This is a genomic window from Cyanobacteriota bacterium, assembly GCA_025054735.1.
GTDB lineage: Bacteria > Cyanobacteriota > Cyanobacteriia > SKYG9 > SKYG9 > SKYG9.
Genome location: JANWZG010000005.1, coordinates 1 through 22,925 on the forward strand (window position 1 = coordinate 1; position 22,925 = coordinate 22,925).

General features: G+C 50.6%; 22 protein-coding genes. 6 read left to right on the plus strand and 16 right to left on the minus strand.

Annotated elements, in window-relative coordinates:
• The 4 genes from NZ772_00585 to NZ772_00600 all read right to left on the minus strand — a co-directional run.
• On the minus strand, positions 1–352 hold a 352-nt coding region (locus NZ772_00585; protein MCS6812064.1), incomplete at its 3' end, for a tetratricopeptide repeat protein.
• 23 nt (positions 353–375) lie between these two features.
• Complete coding sequence (locus tag NZ772_00590) at positions 376–1,809, minus strand: ATP-binding protein (GenBank protein ID MCS6812065.1); 1,434 nt, start codon at positions 1,807–1,809, stop codon at positions 376–378.
• Positions 1,810–2,082: 273 nt separating this feature from the next.
• Positions 2,083–2,313: a type II toxin-antitoxin system CcdA family antitoxin gene (locus tag NZ772_00595; protein MCS6812066.1), complete on the minus strand. Its 231-nt coding sequence runs from the start codon at positions 2,311–2,313 to the stop codon at positions 2,083–2,085.
• A gap of 477 nt (positions 2,314–2,790) precedes the next feature.
• Entirely contained in the window at positions 2,791–3,222 is a 432-nt protein-coding gene (locus NZ772_00600) for a hypothetical protein (GenBank protein MCS6812067.1), read from the minus strand.
• A 342-nt stretch (positions 3,223–3,564) separates the two neighbouring features.
• On the opposite strand from NZ772_00600, the gene NZ772_00605 reads away from it, so the two are divergent.
• Entirely contained in the window at positions 3,565–4,923 is a 1,359-nt protein-coding gene (locus tag NZ772_00605; GenBank protein MCS6812068.1) for a hypothetical protein, read from the plus strand.
• Here the strand turns inward: NZ772_00605 and NZ772_00610 are convergent.
• From NZ772_00610 to NZ772_00620, 3 genes are all read right to left on the minus strand, one after another.
• The gene (locus tag NZ772_00610) at positions 4,913–6,085 is read right to left on the minus strand and encodes an ABC exporter membrane fusion protein (GenBank protein MCS6812069.1); all 1,173 of its coding nucleotides are present in this window, start codon (positions 6,083–6,085) and stop codon (positions 4,913–4,915) included. The two genes, NZ772_00605 and NZ772_00610, sit on opposite strands and share 11 nt — an antisense overlap.
• The gene (locus NZ772_00615) at positions 6,082–6,942 is read right to left on the minus strand and encodes a hypothetical protein (GenBank protein MCS6812070.1); all 861 of its coding nucleotides are present in this window, start codon (positions 6,940–6,942) and stop codon (positions 6,082–6,084) included. Before NZ772_00615 ends, NZ772_00610 begins: the two co-directional genes overlap by 4 nt.
• Before the next feature lie 347 nt (positions 6,943–7,289).
• Complete coding sequence (locus NZ772_00620; GenBank protein ID MCS6812071.1) at positions 7,290–8,957, minus strand: D-Ala-D-Ala carboxypeptidase family metallohydrolase; 1,668 nt, start codon at positions 8,955–8,957, stop codon at positions 7,290–7,292.
• A gap of 166 nt (positions 8,958–9,123) precedes the next feature.
• On the opposite strand from NZ772_00620, the gene rsmH reads away from it, so the two are divergent.
• A complete protein-coding gene (gene rsmH / locus NZ772_00625; protein MCS6812072.1) occupies positions 9,124–10,020 on the plus strand; it encodes a 16S rRNA (cytosine(1402)-N(4))-methyltransferase RsmH in 897 nt (298 codons plus the stop codon).
• Here the strand turns inward: rsmH and NZ772_00630 are convergent.
• The 6 genes from NZ772_00630 to NZ772_00655 all read right to left on the minus strand — a co-directional run bounded on the left by NZ772_00630 (position 10,017) and on the right by NZ772_00655 (position 13,723).
• Positions 10,017–10,391 (minus strand): DUF1257 domain-containing protein, encoded by a 375-nt coding sequence (locus tag NZ772_00630; protein MCS6812073.1) that lies wholly within the window; start codon positions 10,389–10,391, stop codon positions 10,017–10,019. The genes rsmH and NZ772_00630 overlap by 4 nt on opposite strands.
• 86 nt (positions 10,392–10,477) lie before the next feature.
• Entirely contained in the window at positions 10,478–11,164 is a 687-nt protein-coding gene (tsaB, locus tag NZ772_00635) for a tRNA (adenosine(37)-N6)-threonylcarbamoyltransferase complex dimerization subunit type 1 TsaB (GenBank protein MCS6812074.1), read from the minus strand.
• Positions 11,165–11,182: 18 nt separating this feature from the next.
• A complete protein-coding gene (locus NZ772_00640; GenBank protein ID MCS6812075.1) occupies positions 11,183–11,617 on the minus strand; it encodes a KH domain-containing protein in 435 nt (144 codons plus the stop codon).
• Entirely contained in the window at positions 11,583–11,840 is a 258-nt protein-coding gene (gene rpsP, locus NZ772_00645) for a 30S ribosomal protein S16 (protein MCS6812076.1), read from the minus strand. Before rpsP ends, NZ772_00640 begins: the two co-directional genes overlap by 35 nt.
• Positions 11,841–11,953: 113 nt before the next feature.
• A complete protein-coding gene (gene tpiA, locus NZ772_00650) occupies positions 11,954–12,682 on the minus strand; it encodes a triose-phosphate isomerase (protein MCS6812077.1) in 729 nt (242 codons plus the stop codon).
• A 186-nt stretch (positions 12,683–12,868) separates the two neighbouring features.
• Entirely contained in the window at positions 12,869–13,723 is an 855-nt protein-coding gene (locus tag NZ772_00655; GenBank protein ID MCS6812078.1) for an alpha/beta fold hydrolase, read from the minus strand.
• Positions 13,724–13,930: 207 nt separating this feature from the next.
• Here NZ772_00655 and NZ772_00660 point away from each other — a divergent pair, with 207 nt between their 5' ends.
• Positions 13,931–14,281, plus strand: a complete 351-nt coding sequence (locus tag NZ772_00660) for a hypothetical protein (GenBank protein MCS6812079.1) — start codon at positions 13,931–13,933, stop codon at positions 14,279–14,281.
• Here NZ772_00660 and NZ772_00665 read toward each other — a convergent pair.
• The gene (locus NZ772_00665; protein ID MCS6812080.1) at positions 14,278–15,291 is read right to left on the minus strand and encodes a hypothetical protein; all 1,014 of its coding nucleotides are present in this window, start codon (positions 15,289–15,291) and stop codon (positions 14,278–14,280) included. The genes NZ772_00660 and NZ772_00665 overlap by 4 nt on opposite strands.
• A 345-nt stretch (positions 15,292–15,636) precedes the next feature.
• Here NZ772_00665 and dnaB point away from each other — a divergent pair, with 345 nt between their 5' ends.
• Positions 15,637–17,004: a replicative DNA helicase gene (gene dnaB / locus NZ772_00670; GenBank protein ID MCS6812081.1), complete on the plus strand. Its 1,368-nt coding sequence runs from the start codon at positions 15,637–15,639 to the stop codon at positions 17,002–17,004.
• Positions 17,005–17,034: 30 nt separating this feature from the next.
• Here dnaB and NZ772_00675 read toward each other — a convergent pair whose 3' ends face one another.
• Positions 17,035–17,679: a hypothetical protein gene (locus tag NZ772_00675; GenBank protein MCS6812082.1), complete on the minus strand. Its 645-nt coding sequence runs from the start codon at positions 17,677–17,679 to the stop codon at positions 17,035–17,037.
• Positions 17,680–17,829: 150 nt separating this feature from the next.
• Between NZ772_00675 and topA the strand changes: the two genes are divergently transcribed.
• Positions 17,830–20,595: a type I DNA topoisomerase gene (gene topA, locus NZ772_00680; protein MCS6812083.1), complete on the plus strand. Its 2,766-nt coding sequence runs from the start codon at positions 17,830–17,832 to the stop codon at positions 20,593–20,595.
• Between the two features lie 265 nt (positions 20,596–20,860).
• Here topA and gmk read toward each other — a convergent pair whose 3' ends face one another.
• Positions 20,861–21,418 carry a guanylate kinase gene (gene gmk, locus NZ772_00685; protein MCS6812084.1) on the minus strand — a complete coding sequence of 186 codons (558 nt, stop codon included), beginning with the start codon at positions 21,416–21,418 and terminating at the stop codon, positions 20,861–20,863.
• Positions 21,419–21,596: 178 nt separating this feature from the next.
• On the opposite strand from gmk, the gene NZ772_00690 reads away from it, so the two are divergent.
• On the plus strand, positions 21,597–22,925 hold a 1,329-nt coding region (locus NZ772_00690; GenBank protein MCS6812085.1), incomplete at its 3' end, for a BamA/TamA family outer membrane protein.

Sequence of the window (22,925 nt, forward strand, 5' to 3'; positions counted from 1 at the left end):
GGGCATCGGGTTTGAGGCGCACAGCCTGCTGATAAACTTGAATAGCAGCAGTATACTGTTGCAATTGTTGCAGACAAACACCTAGGTTGTAATAGCCCTCAAAAAAATCTGGATCCAGTCGAATGCTATGGAGAAAACAGGCGATCGCGTCATGCCATTCCTCCTGTTCAGCTAGATACACACCCAACTCGTGATAACCCTGCACATCGGGCTGATAACCTAGTAGCTCACAGTAGAGGGCAATGGCCTCATCGTACTCACCACTGGCCAAATACTGTTCGTAGTAGGTGTTCAGCAGGGTAGCGAGAGTTGAATCTTGATCATGGGACTGAATAGAATCCTCGCTTGCCATAGACAGCAGCATGACCTTAGCACTTAGGTAGCCATCATAGGCTCTTGGTATAGTGGCACTGTAAACGTTACAGTGGATCCTAAACCCTCACCCATGCTGTAAAAGTGCACATCACCACCCATTGCTTCCACTAGCTTTTGAGAAATCGCTAACCCCAAGCCAGTGCCACCATATTGGCGAGTGCGAGAGCCATCCACTTGGCTAAAAGACTGGAATAACTTATCCTGTTTCTCCAGCGATACACCAATACCAGTATCTTCTACTCGCACCATAACCATTCCAGGCAGTTCCATTGAGGGGGTTTGTACTTTTTCCCGAATAATCTCAGCACTAATGCGAATACCACCCTCGTGGGTAAACTTAATAGCATTGCCTACTAAGTTCAACATCACCTGCAATAATCGCTGATAGTTGCCGTACAACAAAATGTCATCGTAGGTAGGCGGCTTGATAATTTCAAATTTCAGGTTCTTTTGCTGGGCTTGGATGCGGGTAATGCTATCTACATGATTGAACAACTCAGTGAGTCCTACCGGGCTGACTTCCAGTTGCATTTTGCCTGCTTCAATCTTGGCAATATCTAAGATGTCATTAATCAAATTCAGCAGATGAATTGCAGACTTGTAGGCTTCTTGCAAAAACTCTGCTTGTTCTTCAGGGTCATCAGCCATGCCATCAATCACCAGCTTGAGGAACCCAATCATGCCATTTAGCGGTGTACGCAACTCATGGGAAGTATTGGCTAAAAACTCACTCTTCAACCGTGAGGCTTCCTGAGCTTGTCGTTGGGCATCTTCAATAATCCGATGCTGTTTCACCAAGCTAGTATTCATGCGTTGCAGGTCATCAATTATGGTCTGACGCTGCGCTAGCAACCTAGCGTTGGCAATAGCAGCGCCTATGTCAATAACCAGCTCACGCAAAAACTCTACTTCAATGGGCTGCCAAGGGCGATCGTTGCGCTGCAAGATTACGATACCATTTGGTTGCTGCTGATAATGGGCAGTTGCCACTAGACAGGGCAATGCTTGGCAGTGGGTGTCGGCTGCTGAGGGCATTGATGGCTCGCACCCTAATGGCATTATTACTGGCTGTAATGAGGTGACACTTTGCAGCAAAGCAGGATAATCAGACAGGGCTATTCCCGTTTCTAGGGGTAGTGAAGACTGGTGGTTCAGCTCGCGACTGTAGGTAGCTGCAAGGGTGAGGGGGCTATCACCAGACTCATAGGAATAAACTAGGCAACGATCAATATCTAAGGTGCTTCCTAAAGTGTTAGCTATTTGTTGCCAAACAGTCTCTAATGTCAGTACACAGCGGATTTGCCGACTCGTTTCTAGTAGCAGGCGATAAAACTGAGCAGAATCTGCCATCATACTAGCTGTCACCGTTGTCTCGTGTTGGCGGGTGACACCGTTGGTATCATCGATAGCGGGTTTTCGGAGATCAGTAGGCATTGGTGTCATGGAGGCAATGACAAAAGGCTATGAGCAATACAGACTATGAGCAATGCATTAGACAGCATGTTAGCTGTTTTAAAGCAGTAGCAGGAACTTTGAAGGATAGCAATCACTTGTAGTTTGGAGTAGTCGTGCAACGTCAGTCAAACCCTTGTAGATGGGAATTATTTTGGTGATGGCTAGCTGAACGGAAGCATTAGTCTACGATCGCTGACTACGTACAGTCCCTGCTTAGCATTGTTGGCGATCACACTATTGCTTTGCAGACACTCAATCATTCCACTCACCCCTAGGTGGGACAGGAGGATTTCGCTGAAATGTATGGGTAAGATCATCGTCACGCCTCGACTCACCCTTGAGCCATTGACGCAGCGCAACCTCGATGACCTTGCTAGGATCATTGGTTAAGTGTCGAATCTCATCCAACAATTCAGAGTCAATGTGGATGGATAACTCGGTCTTTTGAGTCGATCGGGTTGACGGGGCAGCATTTTCGTGCATAGCAATCACAGGATAGGTACAGGGAGTAATGACTACCATGGATACACATCAACTTGGTAGCTGCAAAGTGATGCCTCGCTGGCTAAAAGGCATCTGGAACAGGCTAGATGCTACTGCACTAGAAACTTTGACACGACTAGCAAGTATCTAAGCGTACAATACTGACAAGCCTATTGGCCTCTTTACTGCATTGTCAGTGATATGAGTATGCCATAGCAGTGACCTTGCGCATAGCAGACTGGTCAGGAAATTTTGGATATTCGCTGCTCAACTGTAAAAAAGTTGAGAGAAATGCCTTCCCTCAACTTCATAAACGATCGCACTAGTTCTTGGTGAGTTGATAGCCGTATAGCAGAGTGGTTGACCACCAACATCCTGGAATTGCTTCACTATTTAGCGCCGTGACTGGCTATAGTTCTGAGCCACTTGGCTCTGTAGACCATTAATGAGACTATTGATGCCTCTGGACTAAACCTGTTAACTTCTGCAGTAGTCGTTGATATCTCTAACTAAGTTACTTTCTTGGCCAGTTGCTTGCTGCAATTCTTGCAGTGCCTTTTGACCAGCGTCTCGATCGCGCCTCTTAGCGGCTTCAACCAATGCTCGACTAGCTTTCCCTGTATCTCGATACATCTTGACAAACCTGGCCTGGAAATCTTGTAACTTCTTGTCAGAAATTTTGACCGCTTCTAGCTCAGTAGCATAACCATCTAAGCTATCAGCAGCTTTGTTGAGATCATCCAGTCGATTGCTAGATGATTTGCCCAGTTGCTGTGCTTCGGTAGCAGCTTTGTTAACCACTTCACTCAATTTGTTGCATTGAGCAACTTTGCTGGGGCCACAGCTTGCTACCAATAGTCCGATAGCAACGCTAGATAGGGCAATGCCAGACCAATGGGAAAAGCGCATGTACTTATCTCCTGTGAGATGACTATTCGGGCATCAATCCTACCATGCCTATAATTGCTTGCCTAAAGCTCGCTAAGCTGCCAAAGAAAGGGGACCAGGCAACAATTGTCATTAGATATCGGCTTGGAGTGGTCTGCTGCAAGGCTAACCTGACGAGAGCTATATCCGTAGGTGTCTACTTCAAGTCCATAAAGATTTAACAATTGATTGGCTAAGCGTGGTAAAGGATTAAGCCGAATTGACCAGATCCCGCGGGTTATACTCATGGATTCATAGGCTAAAATCACAGCCGTAGTCTGTTTCTCTGAACAATCAGTTTATTAATTACACGGTTGTAGGCTCATGAATCTCATCGCGGTATGGCTCAGGGGTAAGGCTCTGGCAAAGATGATTATATTGACTGGGATAGTGACTGTGATGCCGATGGCCAGACCAGCAGGAGCAATTACCCAAGCCACAGCAGAGGCCCGCGATCGTCAGTACCAGCAACAGGCTCGTCAGATTTATCCAGGTAACTATGATTTACGCCTTAATCCGTTAGTTGATGCCAAGGAAAGCCATTGGCGAAATATTCTTTGGACAACAGCCCTGTTGGAACCGCAGGAACCCTATGTGATTCAGGCCATTGAGCAAATTCTTGAACTGAGTACACGGCGTGGGCTGTCGTCTGCTCAAAAGCGAATCCTCAAGACGGGGATGCAAGTTGGTACCCAACTGTACACGGGTAATCCTGTAGCATATAACACGATCGGGCAATGGATGCTACGGGCAGCCCAAAGTAGTCCAGATCCCCAATTTGCGGCTATGGGTTTGTCTGCTTTAGCGCAGGCAGGAGTTGACCCCCAGCAGTTGCTTTCCATTAGTCGTCAGTTACAGCAACGATTTCCCAACTGGCAAAACAATGTGTTTCTGTACACAACGATTCAAGATATTGCTCTACGCCAAGCTCCTACGCCGATGCCGCCCTTGCAGGATTTGCTGAGCTGGCAGGTTGCGCCTAATCAACTTCACCTGTATGTATTATGTCGTCCCAACCGCTGGGTGTTGTGTCAAGCGATACTGAAGGATAAGCAGGGTAAGCTTGTGCAGCAGTCGGATGGACAGGTCTGGTCGGTGCCGTTGTTGTTGCGATCGCTGCATGGGCTAAGTTGGAACTTTGAACGCGGACAGACCCCCCAAGGTATTTATCGCATGGAAGGGGTAGTGCCTCAGCCTGACCTAGAGTACTTCCGCGCCTATGGGCAGTTTGACTTGGTTAAGCTGTTCGTGCCCTATGAACCAGGTGTTAAATCATTCTTGCCTGGTCGTCGGGGTGGTTTTACAGGTGGGTTGAGTACATACCGATCGCTCTTGCCACCCTCTTGGCGCAACTATTATCCCATTCAGCAAAGCTATTGGGCAGGCAAGGCAGGGCGGGGCCTGTTTCGGATCCACGGTACGGGTGATGCTCCTACCTTATTTGCCAACAACCAGCGGTATCCTCAAACGGCGGCTTGGAACCCTACCATTGGTTGCCTCTCTGCCCTAGAGCTTTATGACGAGTCAGGACGACTGCAGCGGGCTGATATGCCCAAGATTTTGGCCGAGCTGCGTCAGTTGGGTGGGCCTAACTTCACAGGCTATGTGATTGTCGTAGATGTTCCAGGTGACGACAGTCAGCCAATTTCCCTTGAGAACATTAGCACTAAGGCTAGCCTTTAGATTCAATCAAGACCATAACTTGTAGGTTCGTCAGTCCTTTGACTGCTTGAGTCTCGTTTAAACGGATCCTGACTTCCACGACACGAGTATCAGTGTCTGCTGCTGGATCAGTATTGAGCACGTCATTTTTGCGAATTTGCTTGCCAATCCGATCGACAACGCCGGTTACGGTGCCCGCAAAGGCAGGGCTGGTAATGGTAGCTGGTTGTCCCAACCGAACCCGCCCAATATCTGTTTCATAAACCTCGGCAACAGCATACATCAGGTTGGTATTTCCTAGCTCTAGAATGCCGTCATTGCCTACAACCTCACCAGGATCGGTGTGAATTTTCAACACTTCCCCGCTAATGGGTGCACGCACTACGGATGTATCAAATTCAGCTTGAACCCGCTGTAAATTGGCGATTGCTACCCCAACTGCTGCTTCAGCTTGCTGAATATCCGTTGGACGCACCTCAGCAATGCGATTTAGAGTCGCCCTTGCTTCGGTCAGCGCAGCCGGGGTTGTTCTGCGAATGCGTGTCAGGGTGGCTTGGGCTTCTTGCAGGCTCTGACGAGCAGTATCTAGCGCTAACCGTTTGCTATCGCGCTGCGATGCTGATGTTGCTCCAGTTTCGTAGAGCATTTGAAATCGCTGATACTCTAGGTCAGCGTTTTGTACCTCAGCCGTCAGGCGAGCAACCGTTGCTTCTTGAGCGTTGATCTCTCCTTGATATTGAGCCTCAAGGCGATTAATGGTAGCCCGTTGGGCATCGATTTCCCCCTGCTTTGCCCCAGCTTGCACTTGAGCAAGCCGTGCTTCTGCTTCCCTCACCTCGGCCTCTGCTTGCACGAGTTGGGCCTGGAGACGATCGCGGTTATCCATCACTGCTAGCACTTGCCCAGCCTGTACCTGCTCACCCTCTTTTACCAAGAGACGCTCTACCCTAGAGCTACCCAGGGCAGAAGGAGCAGCTACCTTGACAACACCGTCCCCTGGTTCTATGCGTCCCAAGGCTGAGATAGATTTGTTGGCATCATGGGCAGCAGTACTGGCGACAGTTAGCTCTGGTAGTTTCGACTTGGAAGCATTGAGCCTCACAACAGCGACCAAGGTTAACCAGACAACACAAACTGCTCCCACGAGCGTCACGACGATCGGCACTGTCCCGAATGACTTCATCGATGTTTACTTTTTACTTGGTGCAAACTGTCAGTTCTATTAGTTGGTGCTTTGGTAGTTGGTGCTTTGGTAGTTGGTGAAAACCGGCGATTTGGAGTTGTCCTAAAGGTAACATTGGTGCCATCCTGAGCTTGTTCTAAGACCAGTAATGGAGTTGGTTTAGCCTTTTGATCCCACTGGAGTTGAGCAATTCGTCCCTGGATAGTTGGCTGCCAACTGTCGTTTTCATCAGACGGGCTAAGATACTTTTCGATGCATTCAATAATTTGGCGGACGGTCTCAGATGTGGGCTGGGTGGGTAACTTCGTTAGCTTAACTTGAATACGGAATAGAACCCGCTTCGTGCCCCTAGGCATATCACCAGGTTCATACTCCACATCAAATATCTCATCGACCAATCGCCCTGTGCTGGCAATTCCTACCTGTACGTCGCCCGCATGGTTAGGCCGCAAGGCGATCGAGATCCGCTCCTTAACCTTAATCTTGATTTGGTTAACAATTACATAATTGAAGCGCTCCTCCGACATGCGCATACGCAAGTAGTCTAGGTTAAACTCCCGTGAGTGAACCAGGTCAGGATTCGTCTCCATCTTGGTGATGGTCTCAGCAGCTAGCTTTAGCTTCTTCTGGAGTTCCTGATTTTTAACCGTTTCAAACTTCAGCTTGCGTTGAAACTCTGTTGTCTTTATCTTTAGGAACACAGCTAGCCCAATCACAAGCAGCAGCAAAACTCCAGATGTTCCCATCCAAATCGTACTCGCCAGGGAGTTAGTCTCTGGCTGGGGCCTAGGGGTTGCTTTGGGAACACTAGGGGCCTGGGCTATGAAAAGGCGCGTCGGGACGGTGGGTGTAAACATTGCTAGGTAGACGGGTAGATTGGTAAGGGCCAGCGCTAGAAACTGTCGTAGCGTTCAGTCTTATCTAACCTTAAGTTACCCATTGCTGGTCGCTGACAACCAACCGGTCTTGGTAACTCTCAAGGAACTATTGTTAGCAACGAATGTTTCGGATGAGGAAACACTAGCCAGTTGAGCTAACGTCAACCTGATGGCAAGCCTACAAACTCCAGGCCAGACAGCTATTTGCTCAAGGGTTGCACAGTGATAACCCCATCTCTTCCATACTACCACTCGGATGAAGTTGCTGGCGTTGCAGGCTAGCGGAGGCTGAGAATTGATTCTAGGCTTGCCTAATCCTTGCCTAGTCAATGTAACCAACGGGCACGATAACCACGTGCATCAATATGACAGAGATAGGGAAATTTTCTGTAGCGACCGAGACCACCAGGCCACCATGCGTCAAGGAACCAATAAATCTGATTGCCAGTTAACCCATCACAATAGAAGTCGATCGCATCGCCAACAATATGCCGACTATTAAACACACCGCCAACCCTGGCGTTGACAGCGGGTGGGCGATACCAACTAGTAACGTGAAAGGGACGACCGATACGATCGCGGGCTTGTTGAGCCAGTTGTGCAATCCGAATAATAGCGTCAACCGTGACTTGATCTGGTGGTATGCGACTACCGCCAGCAGTGGCTTCTGCCCAAGTAAAACTGCCACCTGGTACGATTGAGGCATGGGGTTGAATATTCGTAGGAGTCCAGCGGGCGGGGCGACGAGGTGTGATCAGCAGAGATGGCCTAGGAGGAGCATCTTGGCTATCACGGCGGGCTTGCTCCATCCGTTTCAAATCCTCTACTAACGACTCTACTGTCTTTTTCTGGTCAGGCAAATCTCGCCAGAGTTGCGCCAGACGTAGTAACGCCTCTCGTTGCTGCTCAGTCTCTTTGTATTCCCCTGGCAACCGCCGCACAAACTGGAGCAGTGCTCGATCAAGTTGTGCTCCAGCTTCGGCAATGTCAGCAGGATTGGGAGTGCTACTAGCCAATAACCCTGGATTAATCCCCAGTTCCAGCAGTGCAGTTGGTCGTGAGTCTAATTGTCGCCACAGCCGAAAGCCCTCTACTAAGGCATTGCGCTGGAGTCCTTTACCCTGATATGCCTGGGGGATGCGCTCCACCAGTGCTATCAAGGCTGGATCCAGAAAGCTGAAGTCTGGTTGGGGAGAGGTATTATTAGCTAAGGATGCAATTGTAGCTTCCCGAGAATCCTGTTGTCGCCAGAGCTGAGCAAGGCGGAGGAGAGCTTCTCGCTGATGGGGATAGCCCACATAGTTGCGGGGAACTTGCTGGATGAATTGTAACAACGCAGGGTCTAAGTAAGACTCATCCATGGATTCTGACACAACATTAGCTGGCAACTGCATAGTTAAGGCAGAAATCGTAACTTGCCGAGTATCTAACCGTCGCCAAATCCGCAGAGCTTCCAAGAGGGCATCACGCTGGTGGGGCAGACCATGCATATAGTCTGGAATGCGCTCGACAAACCTCATAAGGGCATTGTCCAGGTAGGCTAGGTTGTGGGGCAAGTGTTCGGCTGAAAAGTCGGTGTCAATATCCTGGTAATATGCCTGCTTGAGGGCTACTGGATCACAGGCTTCTAGACGGGCTGAGGTGGCATCTCCAGGAGGGGGAGCATAGCCTCTGGCAATCGCTTCCAACAGGCGATCGCCATAGCGCCCTTGCTCTTGATCCCAAAGCTCACTGCTGCTTACACCCAAGTTAATCAAGTTGTCGGTGATGCTACGAACCGTATTGGCTGCAAATTGTACCTGACCATTAAAGCTGTTAACTTGCTCCAGGGGAATGCGATTCGCCGGCTCTATGCCCAGGCCAGTTTCACCATCAGGTAAGTTAGGCTGACGCTGCACTGCGTACAGAGCTGCCAGAATTGGTTTATGAATTCCTGTTCGCTCTGCTTCCAGCAAATAGATATAGTTGCGTTGATCTGGTGTCAGCTTATCCATCACACTTAGCCATAGGGATTCGAGTCATGCCCCTTTATACCAACAAATGCAGCAGTTAACGTGCTGTTTTTGTGGACAGGGGGGTTAGATTGACACAGTAGCGCGCCCCGATAATTCAGGCCCAACTTCGAGTACGGCTGTTGTCCATACTGTCATCCGTAGATTTATGGAGAATTCCCAGTCTAACTCCGCAGAGTTTCACCATGTTTCTGTGCTAGCAGCGGAGGTAGTGGCGGCACTGAATGTTCGTGCTGGTGGCCATTATTTAGATGCTACCGCTGGTGGTGGTGGCCATAGTGCCTTGATTCTATCAGCAGCCCCTAATGTCCGGGTTACGGCGATCGATCAAGATCCGACTGCGCTAGCAGCAGCCCGCGATCGGCTCCATACCTTTGGCGATCAGGTGCAGTTTTGGCAAGGTAATTTTAGGGACTACGACCCAGGCCCGGTGCGATTTGATGGCATTCTGGCAGATTTAGGGGTGAGTTCTGCTCAGTTGGATACTCCAGAGCGAGGATTCAGTCTGCGGTTGACGGGTAATTTGGATATGCGCATGAACCCAAACCAGGCTCTCAGTGCTGCTGAAATTGTCAACCAGTGGGATGAAACAGAACTGGCAACAATTCTGTTTACCTATGGCGAGGAGCGGCTCTCGCGCCGCATTGCCCGTCGTATTGTTGACCAGCGCCCCTTCCACACTACAACTGAACTAGCAGAGGCCATTGCCCGTTGTGTACCTGCCAGTTACCGCTATGGCAACATTCACCCTGCAACCCGCACCTTTCAGGCCTTGCGTATTGTGGTCAATCAAGAACTCGATGCCCTAGAGGTGTTGCTGCGCCAAGCACCCCACTGGCTAGCACCTCACGGCAGATTGGCGATCATTAGCTTTCATAGTCTTGAAGACCGGTTGGTAAAGCATAGTCTGCGAGGATCACGCTGGTTACGGGTGTTGACTAAGAAACCGATCGTCCCTACCGAACTAGAAATTCGTGCCAATGCCCGATCGCGCTCTGCTAAATTGCGAGTTGCAGAGCGTTTACCAGAGCCAGACAGTGACTAGACCCACCGCCCCGCAACAACACGAACTGTGCCATCGGCTAGAGTTTCCTGGGTTTCCACAGCAAACCCCTGTTGCTGCAAAGTCTTAAGGAGCATTTTATGAGCATAGGTGCGAGTAACCTGCTGCACAAACGTGACGGGATCAATCCCGGCACCCCAAAAATCTGCCACCAGTTCATAGGTCTGGGCACGATACCGGAACCCTAGGTCGTAGCCGTTAGCTTGGCGAATCACATAATCAGCCTTGGTCTGGTTACCCTGATAGCCACGTACCATTGCTTGCTGCTCAACGGCATAGCCCAAAGAGGTCAATGTCTCGTAAAGCACATCGCCATCCGTAATCTGAACCTTGATTGTTGTGAAGTGAGACATGGCTTCGCCTAGTATTGAAGGATTCTGCATCAGCGATCGATGGCGATCGTGACAGTTTTCCTTTGATTATGGCGCATCTCTCAGAATTATGGGCTAGCGATCGCGACTGGATGTTGTCCATAAAATGGCAATGCCGTTGACCAGTGGGGCCGTAAGCCTTGCCGCCAGTCTTCATCAGCCAATGCCAGGATCCCCATAACCGAGGATCCCAAGCAGTCACCAGCCAGAATCTGTTGATGGGGATGCTCCCATTCATCCAAGGTCGTTTGCCATTGACTCTGGGGCATCACGGTATCGGGCAAAACAGCTACCAAACGCTGGCAACCGCAGAAATTATCATCTAGCATGGGTTCAAGCCGGTAAATGCCTGCATACACCTCACCCCGCTGAGCAGGCATAGAAACTGCCAAATCTGTGGCGATCGGTGTGTTGTGACGATGCATCCATGCGATTGCGGCTAGGGTAGATACAGCAAACAGGGGAATAGATAACTGCTGAGCCAAGGTACGGGCTACTACTATACCTATACGGGTGCTGGTGAAACTCCCTGGGCCTTTTGCGACCGCCAACCAGCTCAACTGCTGCCATCGATAGGGATACAAGAATTCTTGAAGACAGCTATGTAAGTAGGTAGACAGTTCCCGCCCTAACGCCCAAACTTGTTGACGGCTATCCCCTGCGATATTGCTCAATGCCAAGCCCAGTTCGCTAGAACTAGTATGTAGTGCCAAGGCATAGCCACAGCTCTGATTTGCAGATGGTTGTTCAGTCATGAGTGGGGTCACACTCCATTACTTAGGCCCACCAGACTTGGGAGAAGGCTTATCACTGCTAGATCGCCGAGGGCGGGGTCTGCCCTGTCTAGATTTACCGTCGTGCTCACGATCGCCGCCTTGATGCTCACCATGAATATCCAAAGAGGCGGTTTGCCCAGCTAATTTAGCAACTGCGTCTAGCACAACCCGAATAGCTTGAATATTGCGTCCACCCCGCCCAAAAACACGCCCACGATCAGAATCGGCAAACGCTACTCGAATCCAAACACGGGGGCGACTCGGTGACGTTTCACAGTCAATCCGCAGGGACTCTGGAGAATCCAAGAATGGCTCAATCAGAAATTTCACTAACCCCTTATAGTCTGGCTGGCAAGGAGAATTAGATGACAGACTAGTTGGCAGGTTTGCTTCAGCATTAGCTGCTGGCGGTACTGAGTTGCTCGAAGACATTCGCCTTTTCCAAGATACGGCGCACAGTATCGGTTGGCTGAGCACCCTGTTGTAATCTGCGGATAATTGCAGGCACCTCTAGCCGTACCTCATCAGTTCTGGGATTGTAGAACCCTACCTCTTCCAGGGGTCGTCCATCCCGCCGAGACGTACTGTGCATAACAACAATTCGATAGCTAACCTCTCGCTTTTTGCCAAGTCGCTTCAGTCTAATTCTAATCATGATAATCTGGCGATCGTGCTTCTACATTCCCTAAAGACAAAATCCAATATTGAGTTCACTATTGTATCACGTGTATTACGTGAATACCTTAATGCTCGTAAAGATTTCAATAGCTATGGCTTAAATCCAGCAATGCGGGCGAAACTCTTAGGATCCAAACTTGCGCCACCAACGAGCACACCATCAATGTCTGGCTGCGCCATGATGACATCAATATTGTCCGGCTTTACCGATCCCCCATACTGAATGGGAACCTCAGTGTAGGTTAGTTGCTTACGGATAAGGCTGATAACCCGATTAGCTTCCGTCGGTTCACAGGTGTCACCTGTGCCAATCGCCCAGATGGGTTCATAGGCAATAATTAGGTTACGTTGGTCAATACCCATCAGATTTTTGCGGAGTTGGCGTAGAATCACAGCTTCTGTTTCCCTAGAATCTCGCTGGAGTTTGGTTTCACCAACACAGAGAATAGGGGTTAGCCCATGGCGTTGAGCTGCCTTCAGACGCAGGTTCACTGTTTCATCCGTTTCTCCAAAATATTGCCGACGTTCGCTGTGTCCTACAATCACATAGCGCACACCTAAGTCAGTCAACATCATGGCTGATATTTCACCTGTATAGGCTCCACTCTCTTCCCAATGAACGTTTTGGGCACCGACCTGTACACGGCTACCGTGAAGGTGCTTTGATAACACGTTCAGCGCTGTGAATGGGGCACAAAGAATTAGTTCCCGCTCCTCGGGGATATCTTCCAACAAGGGCTTTAACCCCTGCACAAACTCCATCGTCTCCGCTTGGAGCTTATACATCTTCCAGTTGCCTGCAATTACAATTCGTCGCACGGTTGTTGTTAAGATTCGCTTAAGTTTTAGGGCAGATACCAGTTTACGGCTTTAGGCGACGTAATGGGTAAAACCCACACATTATTAATTACTGATTGATCACTATTAGTCACTGATTAATCGCTGATATCAGTTTCCCTGGATGGAACGTCTAGGAAGCGTCCTTGGACTGACCTCTAGGGTTAATCAGAGCTGGCGATCGCGGCGACGTAGAAACGGGATCAAAACGTCACTGACTTTTTCGTGCCAATCTTCTTGGGGATAATGCCCTACTTCATCTAACAGGGCCAGTTCTGCATTCGGCACTTGCTGCACAAAGGATTGTGCCAAGGCTACGGGTAACCAGGGATCCTTAACACCCCAGATTACCTGTACAGGAGCTTGCCACCTAGGAAAGCCAGCGGCTATTTCAGTAGTGGCTTGGGCTAGGTTGAGATGCTGCACCGTGGCGAGCAACGATCGGCCCGCCGCTGAACTCTGGAGAAACGGGCGACGATACACATCCAAGTCTTCATCGGCCACCTGATAGGGACTACCCCCTTCTAGAGTGCGATCGACTAACAGGGGATCCTGGGTTAACATGTCACCCACTAAGGGCAGGCCAAGTTGTCGGATCCTCCAAGGAAGCTGAGCAGCAGGGGACAGGGGGGTGTTCAAGATGGCAAGACGTTCAATCTGGTCGGGATGACGCAGGGCATATTGTAAGCCTACAGATCCCAAAAAACCCTGCACTACTAATGACACACGGGTCAGGTCTAAGGCTTGGAGGAAATCTGCCAGTGCTTGGACAAAAGCGTCGGGTGTGTAGGCAAACTCACGGCGATCGGGCTTGGCTGAGAAGCCACTACCAATCCAGTCGGGGGCGATCGCCTGAAAACCATAATCGGCCAAACTAGAGAGCACCCCTCGCCAGCTATAGCTCTGGGCTGGAATCCCATGGAGCAAGACCACGGGTGGTTTGTCCACGGGGCTATTGGGAATTCCTTGGCGATAGAACCATCGTAGAGCGCCAACGTCACAGTGACATTCGGTAACAGACATAGTGTATCTCAGTTAACCAATCGTGGTTTGAGCTTACCGCCAGAGCGGATCATTCGGCAAGCTCATCCAAGCAGGGCTGGAGATGTTCCCTTATCTTGGGTCTGTGTAGGTTGTGATGGAGTTAGGAGACAGAGCGGAACCTTGAGGGGGCAATATGCGTCGAAAGGCTCGACCTATTCTGCTCTGAGTTTGAACGGGATCATTACTATGCTGACATTTCTGCGCTCGATCGTTCTGACGCTGATTCTTGCAGGTATAACCACACCAGTGGTTGCCCAGATGGAGACAGATCGCCCGGCGAGTTCTAGGGATGCGCAAAGGGTTACTACTCCCATAGAAGTGCCTGCTGCGAAGGCTGAATTGACTCGCTTAGAGCGGCGACTAGCGCAAGCAGCCTGTCGAGCACTGCGATCGGAAGTGCTGGCCGATGCCCTAGTGGCCCAGTTAGCAAAATCTCTAGCAAATCGGGGTGTGCAGGGTGATGTCCTCGCAGTTACTACAACATTTGTCGATGAAGCACTGGCGATTGGCACTGACGAGCTGTGTCTAGTCCGCTAGGGCCGCCGCTTTAGGATCACCATACGGTCACCGACTACTGGACTGCGGGCGATCGTGCACCCTTGGTCATCTACTAGGTCGAGATGATTGATGTTCAGTGCCATCACCTGATGGTAGAGGTTGGCCGCTGCATCATCCTGCTGGTCTGGATTCAGACTATACCATTCATGACTGATGTGCACTGTTAACCGACTTCTAGGATAGTCAGGCGTAATCCCCTGCACCAAGCTGGGGCCGTAGGGGTCTAGGGCAGCCGTTAGTTGGCCTTGGAGTTGTTGCTCTAGAGACATTGCTGGCACAACGGCAATCCATGGCTCTTCCGAGTCTGAGAGGGTTGACCCTGGCGCTTGAGCAGCGTCTAGACTAGGTGCCTTGGCAATCGCAGCGGGTGGCGAGAGGGGCACTAGGGTGGTTGAAGAGTTAGACAGCGGTGAGCTTGGTGGCTGTGAGCTTGGTAATGGTGAGTTCGATGGGGATGGTGAGTTTGGGGGCGAGGGCAATGCTGGGGATGGATTCGTTGGCTCAGGTGAGGAAGTTACCGCTGGGGCAGGGGGAACCTGTAGCGGAGTTGCAGGTACAGGGGACGGTGCTAGTGTTGGGCTGTCTAGGATGCTTGAGTCCCCAGGGGAGCTAGTGTCGGGGGGCTGACTAGTCAACAGTAGCATGATGCCGATGGTCAGCACTATGCCACCTGCGACCATGCTCAATCGGCTGCGATCGCGTAACCAGCGATTTGGGATCCAGGCAAGCAAGCGTTGTTGGCTCCATTGCCAACAGCTTATCACCCAAACCTTAAAGGCTGGAGCTAGGGGCAAGATTGCCTCAGGACTGGAGGACAAATCAGGGGGGGCAACCCGGTCAGTGAACTGCTGCAACCGCTGAACCACGTATCGTAACCAACTGGCTAGTTGATGGCGTGCTGCGAGAATGAGTTGATGCCAAGTTTCAGCCACACTGCTAGGGGAGGAAGTGACTGGTGATTTAGGGGTCGTAGGGTGAGGCTCTTCCATAGGTGCAAGCCGCAAACAGCCATCATGTCGGCAGAATTTTTGGTCAGCTTACCACTAGATATGGTATTGTTTAAGTCTCGAATTGCTAGGCATACTCTACATCTAGGGGTCAAGCTCTATGAATGTATGGACGAATTGGTCACCTAAGATGGCACCGATTAACCTGTGGGTTGTCGATGCCTACAGTATATCGTCATTGCCGTCACTGGTTAGATTCATCAAGGTGGCGTGGTTGTGCCTGCAAAGTACACGCTATAGTGTTAACTATGTTTACTGGCTGCACGCATAGTGAACATAAGCAATAAGCATGTACTATACTAACTACTAGATTCGTTGTTACTGGCTATGCTTCAGGAACTTGCCCCTACACCTATCACGGATCGGTTGCCACCCCAAAATATTGATGCTGAAGAGGCTATCCTGGGCGGAATTTTGCTAGATCCTGATGCGATCGGGCGAGTGACGGATATTCTTCGTCCCGAAGCCTTTTACCTCAGCGCCCATCAGGACATCTATCGGGCTGCCCTAGAGTTGCACAACCAGGGGAAGCCTACAGACTTGATGAGTGTGGCGAGTTGGCTGAAGGATCACAACCTCCTAGACAAAGTGGGTGGTCAAGCACGCTTGGTGCAACTAGTCGATCGCACCATCAGCGCGGTCAATATTGACCAATATGCCCAATTGGTAGTGGATAAGTACGCTCGTCGGCGGCTGATAGCTATCGGTAGTGAGGTTGCCCAATTAGCCTACGACACTACAACCCCCTTGGAAACCCTCCTAGATCAGGCTGAGCAGAAAATATTTAGCATCACTCAGGATCGCCCTACCCGTGGGTTAACGGCCACGGCCGATATTCTGACAGATACCTTCTCTGAGATTGAAACCAATAGCTTGGGGCTAGCGTTACCAGGGATTGCCTGCAACTTTTATGACCTAGATGCCATGACTCAGGGGTTCCAGCGATCAGATTTGATCATTATTGCTGGCAGGCCATCCATGGGCAAAACGGCATTGTCTGTCAGCATTGCTCGTAACATTGCCTACTTTCACAAGCTACCCGTTGCCATCTTTAGTTTAGAGATGTCCCGTGAGCAATTGGTCTATCGTCTGCTGTCGAGTGAAGTGCGCCTAGGCCGAGGGGATGGCATTGAGAGTGGGCGGCTGCGAGCTGGACGAATCAATCAGCACGAGTGGGAGCCACTGGGTAAGGCCTTCAGTAACCTGTCCCAAATGCCAATCTTTATTGACGATACTCCCAACATCAGCGTGACCGAAATGCGCTCTAAGGCGCGGCGGATGCAAGCTGAGCAGGGTAAAGAACTGGGGCTGATTTTGATCGATTACTTGCAACTTATGGAAGGCAGTGGTAGTGACAACCGAGTGCAGGAACTTTCTAAGGTGACGCGGGGGCTAAAGAGTTTAGCACGAGAGTTAAATGTGCCAATTATTGCCCTGTCGCAGCTTAGTCGGGGGGTAGAGTCCCGAACAAACAAACGCCCAATGATGAGTGACTTGAGGGAATCTGGATCAATCGAACAGGATGCTGACCTGATCCTGATGTTGTATCGTGATGAATATTACAACCCAGACACCCCCGATCGGGGCATCACAGAATTAATCATCACCAAACATCGCAATGGCCCCACGGGAACTGTCAAACTGCTATTTGAACCCCAATACAATCGCTTTTTGAACTTAGCAACGCCCACTTGAGAGTTGATTAGATAGGGGCTTATAGGTTGGCTATGGCTGGGGGAGTAGGTAAAACGATTCCAAAAAAGCAGCTATTTCCAACTGATTGAGGTTCTTTTCATCGTAGGTGAGCGCAATAGCTTGATACAAAACCCCCTGGGCATAAACGACCTTGGCCTTGGCGGCGTAGTTACCAGCTTTACGCAGAGTAAACTCTCGGCCTGGGTAACCATCTTGAATAATCGGTGCCCAGGTTTCTACCTCAGCGGCTACAGCTTTAGCCATATTAGCCTGACTGGCGGCTAGGCGACGATCGATCTCCTCTGGAGTGCTCAGGGTGCCAACTGGGCTATGGGATACTGCATAGGCGCGTTGATGCTGGCTATCGTCGTAGACCACTAGCGTTAACACTACCTTTCCTGTATCCAGCTCTAATGTGCTAGTTTCTTTCGTTGGCTTACCCGGAAAACGTACTTGATAGCGGTTGTCGGGTGCAGTGTAGACATACCAGTTAGCATCGATCGCACCCAGGGTAGCAGTATTAGTCTCTGACAGCGGTGAGGTCAAAACAGGTAATGCTGGTGATGTCACTGATGGTATGGCACCTGGAGACTGAGCCGGACGATCGCAGGCTGCCAACAGGCCCACAAGCATCACTGTCACGATTGCCAGCGACTTGGTTACAGTCAATGTCAACCATTTGGGCCAACTCTGAGTTGTGACGATCTGCAAACTTATGACCCCCATAGTGTTGTCATCTATCCCTGAGATAAGCTAAAGAACTAGATAGCAATCAACGTTGAGTTGTCTGGACAACGCATTACCGCTTACCATCCTTGAGTTCCCATGTCAACCCTTGTCATCGTCGAGTCACCCACTAAAGCCAAAACAATCCGCAACTACTTGCCTGAGGGTTATCGGGTTGAGGCATCCATGGGACATGTCCGCGACCTCCCCCAGTCTACCAGTGAGGTGCCCCCCAATATCACCGATAAACGGGTGCGGGAACTAGGGGTTGATGTACAGGCAGACTTTGAACCAATCTACTTGATCCCCAAGGACAAAGCTAAGGTAGTCAAGGCTTTGAAAGAAGCTCTGAAAGATGCTGATGAGTTGATTTTGGCAACAGACGAAGACCGGGAAGGAGAAAGCATTAGCTGGCATTTGCTGCAGGTGCTGAAACCCAAAGTGCCAACGCGCCGCATGGTATTTCACGAAATCACCGAAGAGGCTATTCAGCAAGCCATTCAAAATTGTCGAGATGTGGACGAGCGTTTGGTGCGCGCCCAGGAAACTCGTCGCATTCTCGATCGCCTCGTGGGTTACACTCTCTCACCCCTGATATGGAAGAAGATTGCCTATGGTCTTTCTGCAGGACGGGTGCAGTCGGTATCTGTGCGGCTGTTAGTGCAACGAGAGCGAGAGCGCCGTGCTTTTCGGCAAGGTACCTACTGGGACTTGAAAGCTACCCTAGAGGCTCCTTCTACCTCTGACAACCAGGCAGCGAATCGGCTCTTTGAGGCTAAGCTTGTTAGCTTAAATGGTGTCAAAATTGCTACAGGCTCTGACTTTGATGAATCGACTGGGCAAATTGCCAGGGGACGTACTGTCGTTCTGCTGAATGAAGAACAGGCCCGTGAGTTGCAACGCCGCTTACAGGGAGAAACTTGGCGCGTTACAGATATTGAGAGTCGTCCTGCCACGCGCAAGCCCTCACCTCCGTTTACGACCTCCACCTTGCAACAGGAAGCTAACCGTAAGCTGGGGCTGTCAGCGCGAGATACCATGCGTATTGCTCAAAACCTCTATGAGCAAGGTTACATTACCTACATGCGCACGGACTCAGTACACCTCTCGCAGCAGGCGATCGCAGCGGCTCGAAGTTGTGTTGAGCACATGTATGGCCCAGAGTATCTCAGTCCTGAACCTCGCAAATATACGACCAAGAGCAAGGGTGCCCAAGAAGCCCATGAAGCCATTCGTCCTGCTGGCAATACCTTCCGGACACCACAGCAAACAGGACTCTCTGGACGGGAGTTTCAACTCTACGACCTAATTTGGAAGCGCACTGTGGCAACTCAAATGGCGGAAGCCCGACAAACCCACATCACAGTCCAGATTCAGGCAGGAGATGCTGGGTTTCGAGCCACAGGCAAGCGTATTGACTTTCCAGGTTTTTTCCGAGCCTATGTGGAAGGTTCCGATGATCCGGAGGCTGCGATCGAAGACCAAGAGATAATGTTGCCAGTGCTACAAGTAGGGGATATGCCGATTTGCCGCGACTTAGAGGCAATCAGTCACCAGACTCAGCCCCCTGCCCGCTATACGGAAGCATCCCTAGTAAAAACCCTCGAAAGTGAAGGGATTGGTAGGCCCAGCACCTACGCCACCATCATTGGCACGATCGTTGATCGCGGCTACGCCCAACTGCTGAAAAATACCTTGGTTCCTACCTTTACTGCCTTTGCTGTGACCAGTTTGTTGGAAAAGTACTTTCCAGATCTGGTAGACACCAGTTTCACAGCTCGCATGGAGCGCACCTTGGATGACATTTCTACCGGAGAAGCCCAGTGGTTGCCGTACTTAAAGGAGTTTTACCTAGGAGATAACGGCCTCGACCATCAGGTAAAGGTGCGAGAGAGCCAGATTGATCCTATCGAAGCGCGGACGGTCGATCTGGATAATGTCGCAGCAAAGGTGCGAATTGGGCGCTATGGAGCCTATCTAGAGGCTGAGCGAGGTAATGAAACTATCAAGGCCAACATTCCCCCTGACCTCACCCCAGCCGATTTGAATCCGGAACAGGTGGAAGCCCTCCTGCGCCAAAAAACAGAAGGGCCAGACAAGTTAGGACTGCATCCTGACACAGGCGAACCCATTTATGTGTTAACGGGAGCCTATGGCCCCTATGTGCAGCTAGGGGATGCGACCGATGAGCATCCCAAACCCAAGCGGGCATCCTTGCCGAAAGGTGTAACTCCAGCTATGGTTACCCTAGATATGGCAGTGGGCTTGCTGGCATTGCCGCGCACTCTGGGAATTCATCCTGACACGGGCTGTCGCATTCAAGCAAGCTTGGGCCGGTTTGGCCCCTATATAGTTCATGACCAGGGTAAGGATGGCAAGGACTATCGATCGCTCAAGGCTGAGGATGATGTGCTCACGATAACCCTAGAGCGAGCCTTAGAACTGTTAGCAGAACCCAAAGGCAAGCGCGGACGGGCATCTGCAGCTAAGCCCCTGCGAGAATTGGGTGCCCACCCAGAGGATGGTGAACCTGTAAATGTTTTCAATGGCCCCTACGGTCTGTATGTCAAGCATGGAAAGACCAATGCCGGCTTGCCAGAGGGACAAACTGCCGAGACAATAACTCTGGATATGGCATTGGAGTTATTGGCAGCTAAGCAGGCAACAAAAACCTCGCGCCGGAAGACAGCGGCGACCAAAACTGCTGATGCAACCGCGAAAAAAGCAACTGCAAAGACTAGCAAGAAAACCAGCAAACAGACCAGCTCAAAAACAACGGCTGTGTCAGCGACAGATGCTAAGAAGCCAGCAGCTAAAAAGTCTACCTCTACAACCAAGACCGCTGCTAAGAAAGCTGCCTCCTAATCGACATGTCAGTCGAATTGCACAGCGGCTACAGCAGAGGCTGGTGTAGTCTAGGTAACAAAATTGCAACTACGCCGACAAAATCTAACGTCGCAGATGCAGGAACATGCCTCCCTGTGCTGATCCCCTTAGGTTTCCTAATACCAATTCTCCAAAAGCTAGCGACATAGTTCATTGTGATAAGGACTTAAACTGCAAGCTATCCATGGCCTAGAGTAGGATGAGATGAGACAATAGTACTAACTCCTTCACGGATCTTCACAGATTACGCTAGGGCAAACATCGCAGCTTCAATCTGAGCCAGGGCAGTTTCTAAATCATCGTTGACGATTTGGTAATCGAACTCGGAGGCAGCCGCAATTTCATCCTTTGCCCGCTGAAGTCGGCGGGCGATCGCCGCCTCAGAGTCCTGGCCTCGGCTGCGAATCCGTGCTTCTAGTTCATCTAAGGAAGGGGGCAAGATAAACAGCCGCAGCGCATCGGGATAGGTCTGAGCAATTTGACGAGCACCTTCTAGTTCAATTTCTAGGATGACGAATCGGCCTTGGGCGATCGCTGCCTCAACTTGAGCGCGGGGTGTGCCATAGTAATTGCCAGCAAATTCTGCCCATTCTAATAAAGCATCCGTAGCCAGTAGGCGCTCAAACTCTTCCTGGTTGATGAAGAAATAGTCTTGGCCCTCTACTTCACCAGGGCGGGGCGATCGAGTCGTAACCGACACTGATAGCCAAAGTTCTGGATGCCTTGCCATTAGAGACTTTAGCAAGGTGCCTTTGCCTACTCCACTAGGCCCAGTCAATACAATCAATCGCCCGTTGGTCATGGTTATCGCCGCTCTGCTTAGGGGATCACTAGGTTAACCCTCGGTGATTTTACCCCTGTATTCACTATTGTGCTGCATTGTGCTTCTAGGTCGTTATTTATGAACAATGCTAATCTAAGGTATTGCTTATACCATTCCTATGGTTCCGTTGCGTGCACTTGGTTGCGAGAGTTGTCTTGTGGTGATCCTGATCACTGCTGGGTATGCTACAGTGCCGGCGATCGCATCTCCCCCTGCTTTCCCCAACTCTCCGTCACTTGCCCAGATCGCTAATCGTACCAGTAATGCCCTTGTTGTCAGCCTAGCAGCATCCGTTTCTCTGAGAGCAGTAGGCGATCGCAGTCAACAGGCTACTGTGTCTAGTGTTGCTGCATCACAACTATCACCAGCGGCTCTGCTACAGACCGCTTCACCAACCCAAGCTCCTCCCTTTGCCCCCTCGACAACTCCCCGTTCAACCGTAACCGATCGTGATTTGGCCTGTTCTGCATCCCCAGTCTCCTCACTATCCCCCTCAGAGACTACAGTGATGAGGATTGGGGTTCGGTTTTTGGATGGTGCTGGCAGCGTCACTGATGCCAACGGCAACCTCCGCTTAGGGAGAACACCTGTAGACTACATTTGTCGCAATCTGCGAGTGTCTGTAGGAGAACCATTTCGCGACGATCAGGCACGACAAGATTTGCGTCATCTCTACGCCTTGGGAATTTTTAGCTACGTAGATTTTGTTACTGAAGCTAACCCTGACGGTGGTGTGCATTTGTTGTATCGCCTGCAAGAAGGAGCAACCAACAGTTTTAGCCTAGCGGGTGGTGCTGATGAGGTGTCTGGATATTATGGTGGAGTCAGCTATCGTCAACAACTAGGTATTGCTAGCCAAATAGAAGTTGGTGGACAATATGGGACAAGGGGCCACCTGCAACTCAGCGGCAGTTTTTTTACACCGCCTCTGGGGGATGGCACCCTAGGTTACCGAGTCTATGGCTTCAATCGCTACACCCTTTCCAGTGTATTTGACGAGCAGATTCCCTTGGCCAACGGGGATGCAGTGCGGATTAATCGCCTGAGTGCTGGCGCTAGCCTGTTACACTGGTTTGGTGATTGGCAGGGAGAAATTGGCATCGCCTTCAATGCCATCAGTACTCGTGACGGCTCTAATCGCATTTTTGCTACCGATGCTCTAGGTAACCCCCTGTCCTTTAGTGGCACTGGCTTAGATGACTTGCTGACGGTTCAGGCAAAGGTGACGATCGACCAACGGGATAATCCTAGCAATCCAGTTTACGGTGGTATTCTCACCCTCAGCAGCGAGCAGTCTATTCCGTTGGCACGGGGTAACATGTTGGGTAATCGGCTATTGGCGAATTATGTCTACTATTGGGCGCTGAGTGATCCGCGTCCTGATCGGTTGCAGGCAACCTTAGCCTTTAAAGTGCAAGCAGGAACAGTAGTTGGTGATTTGCCCCCCTATCTGGCGTTTGTGGCCGGTGGCCCTGAGTCAGTCCGG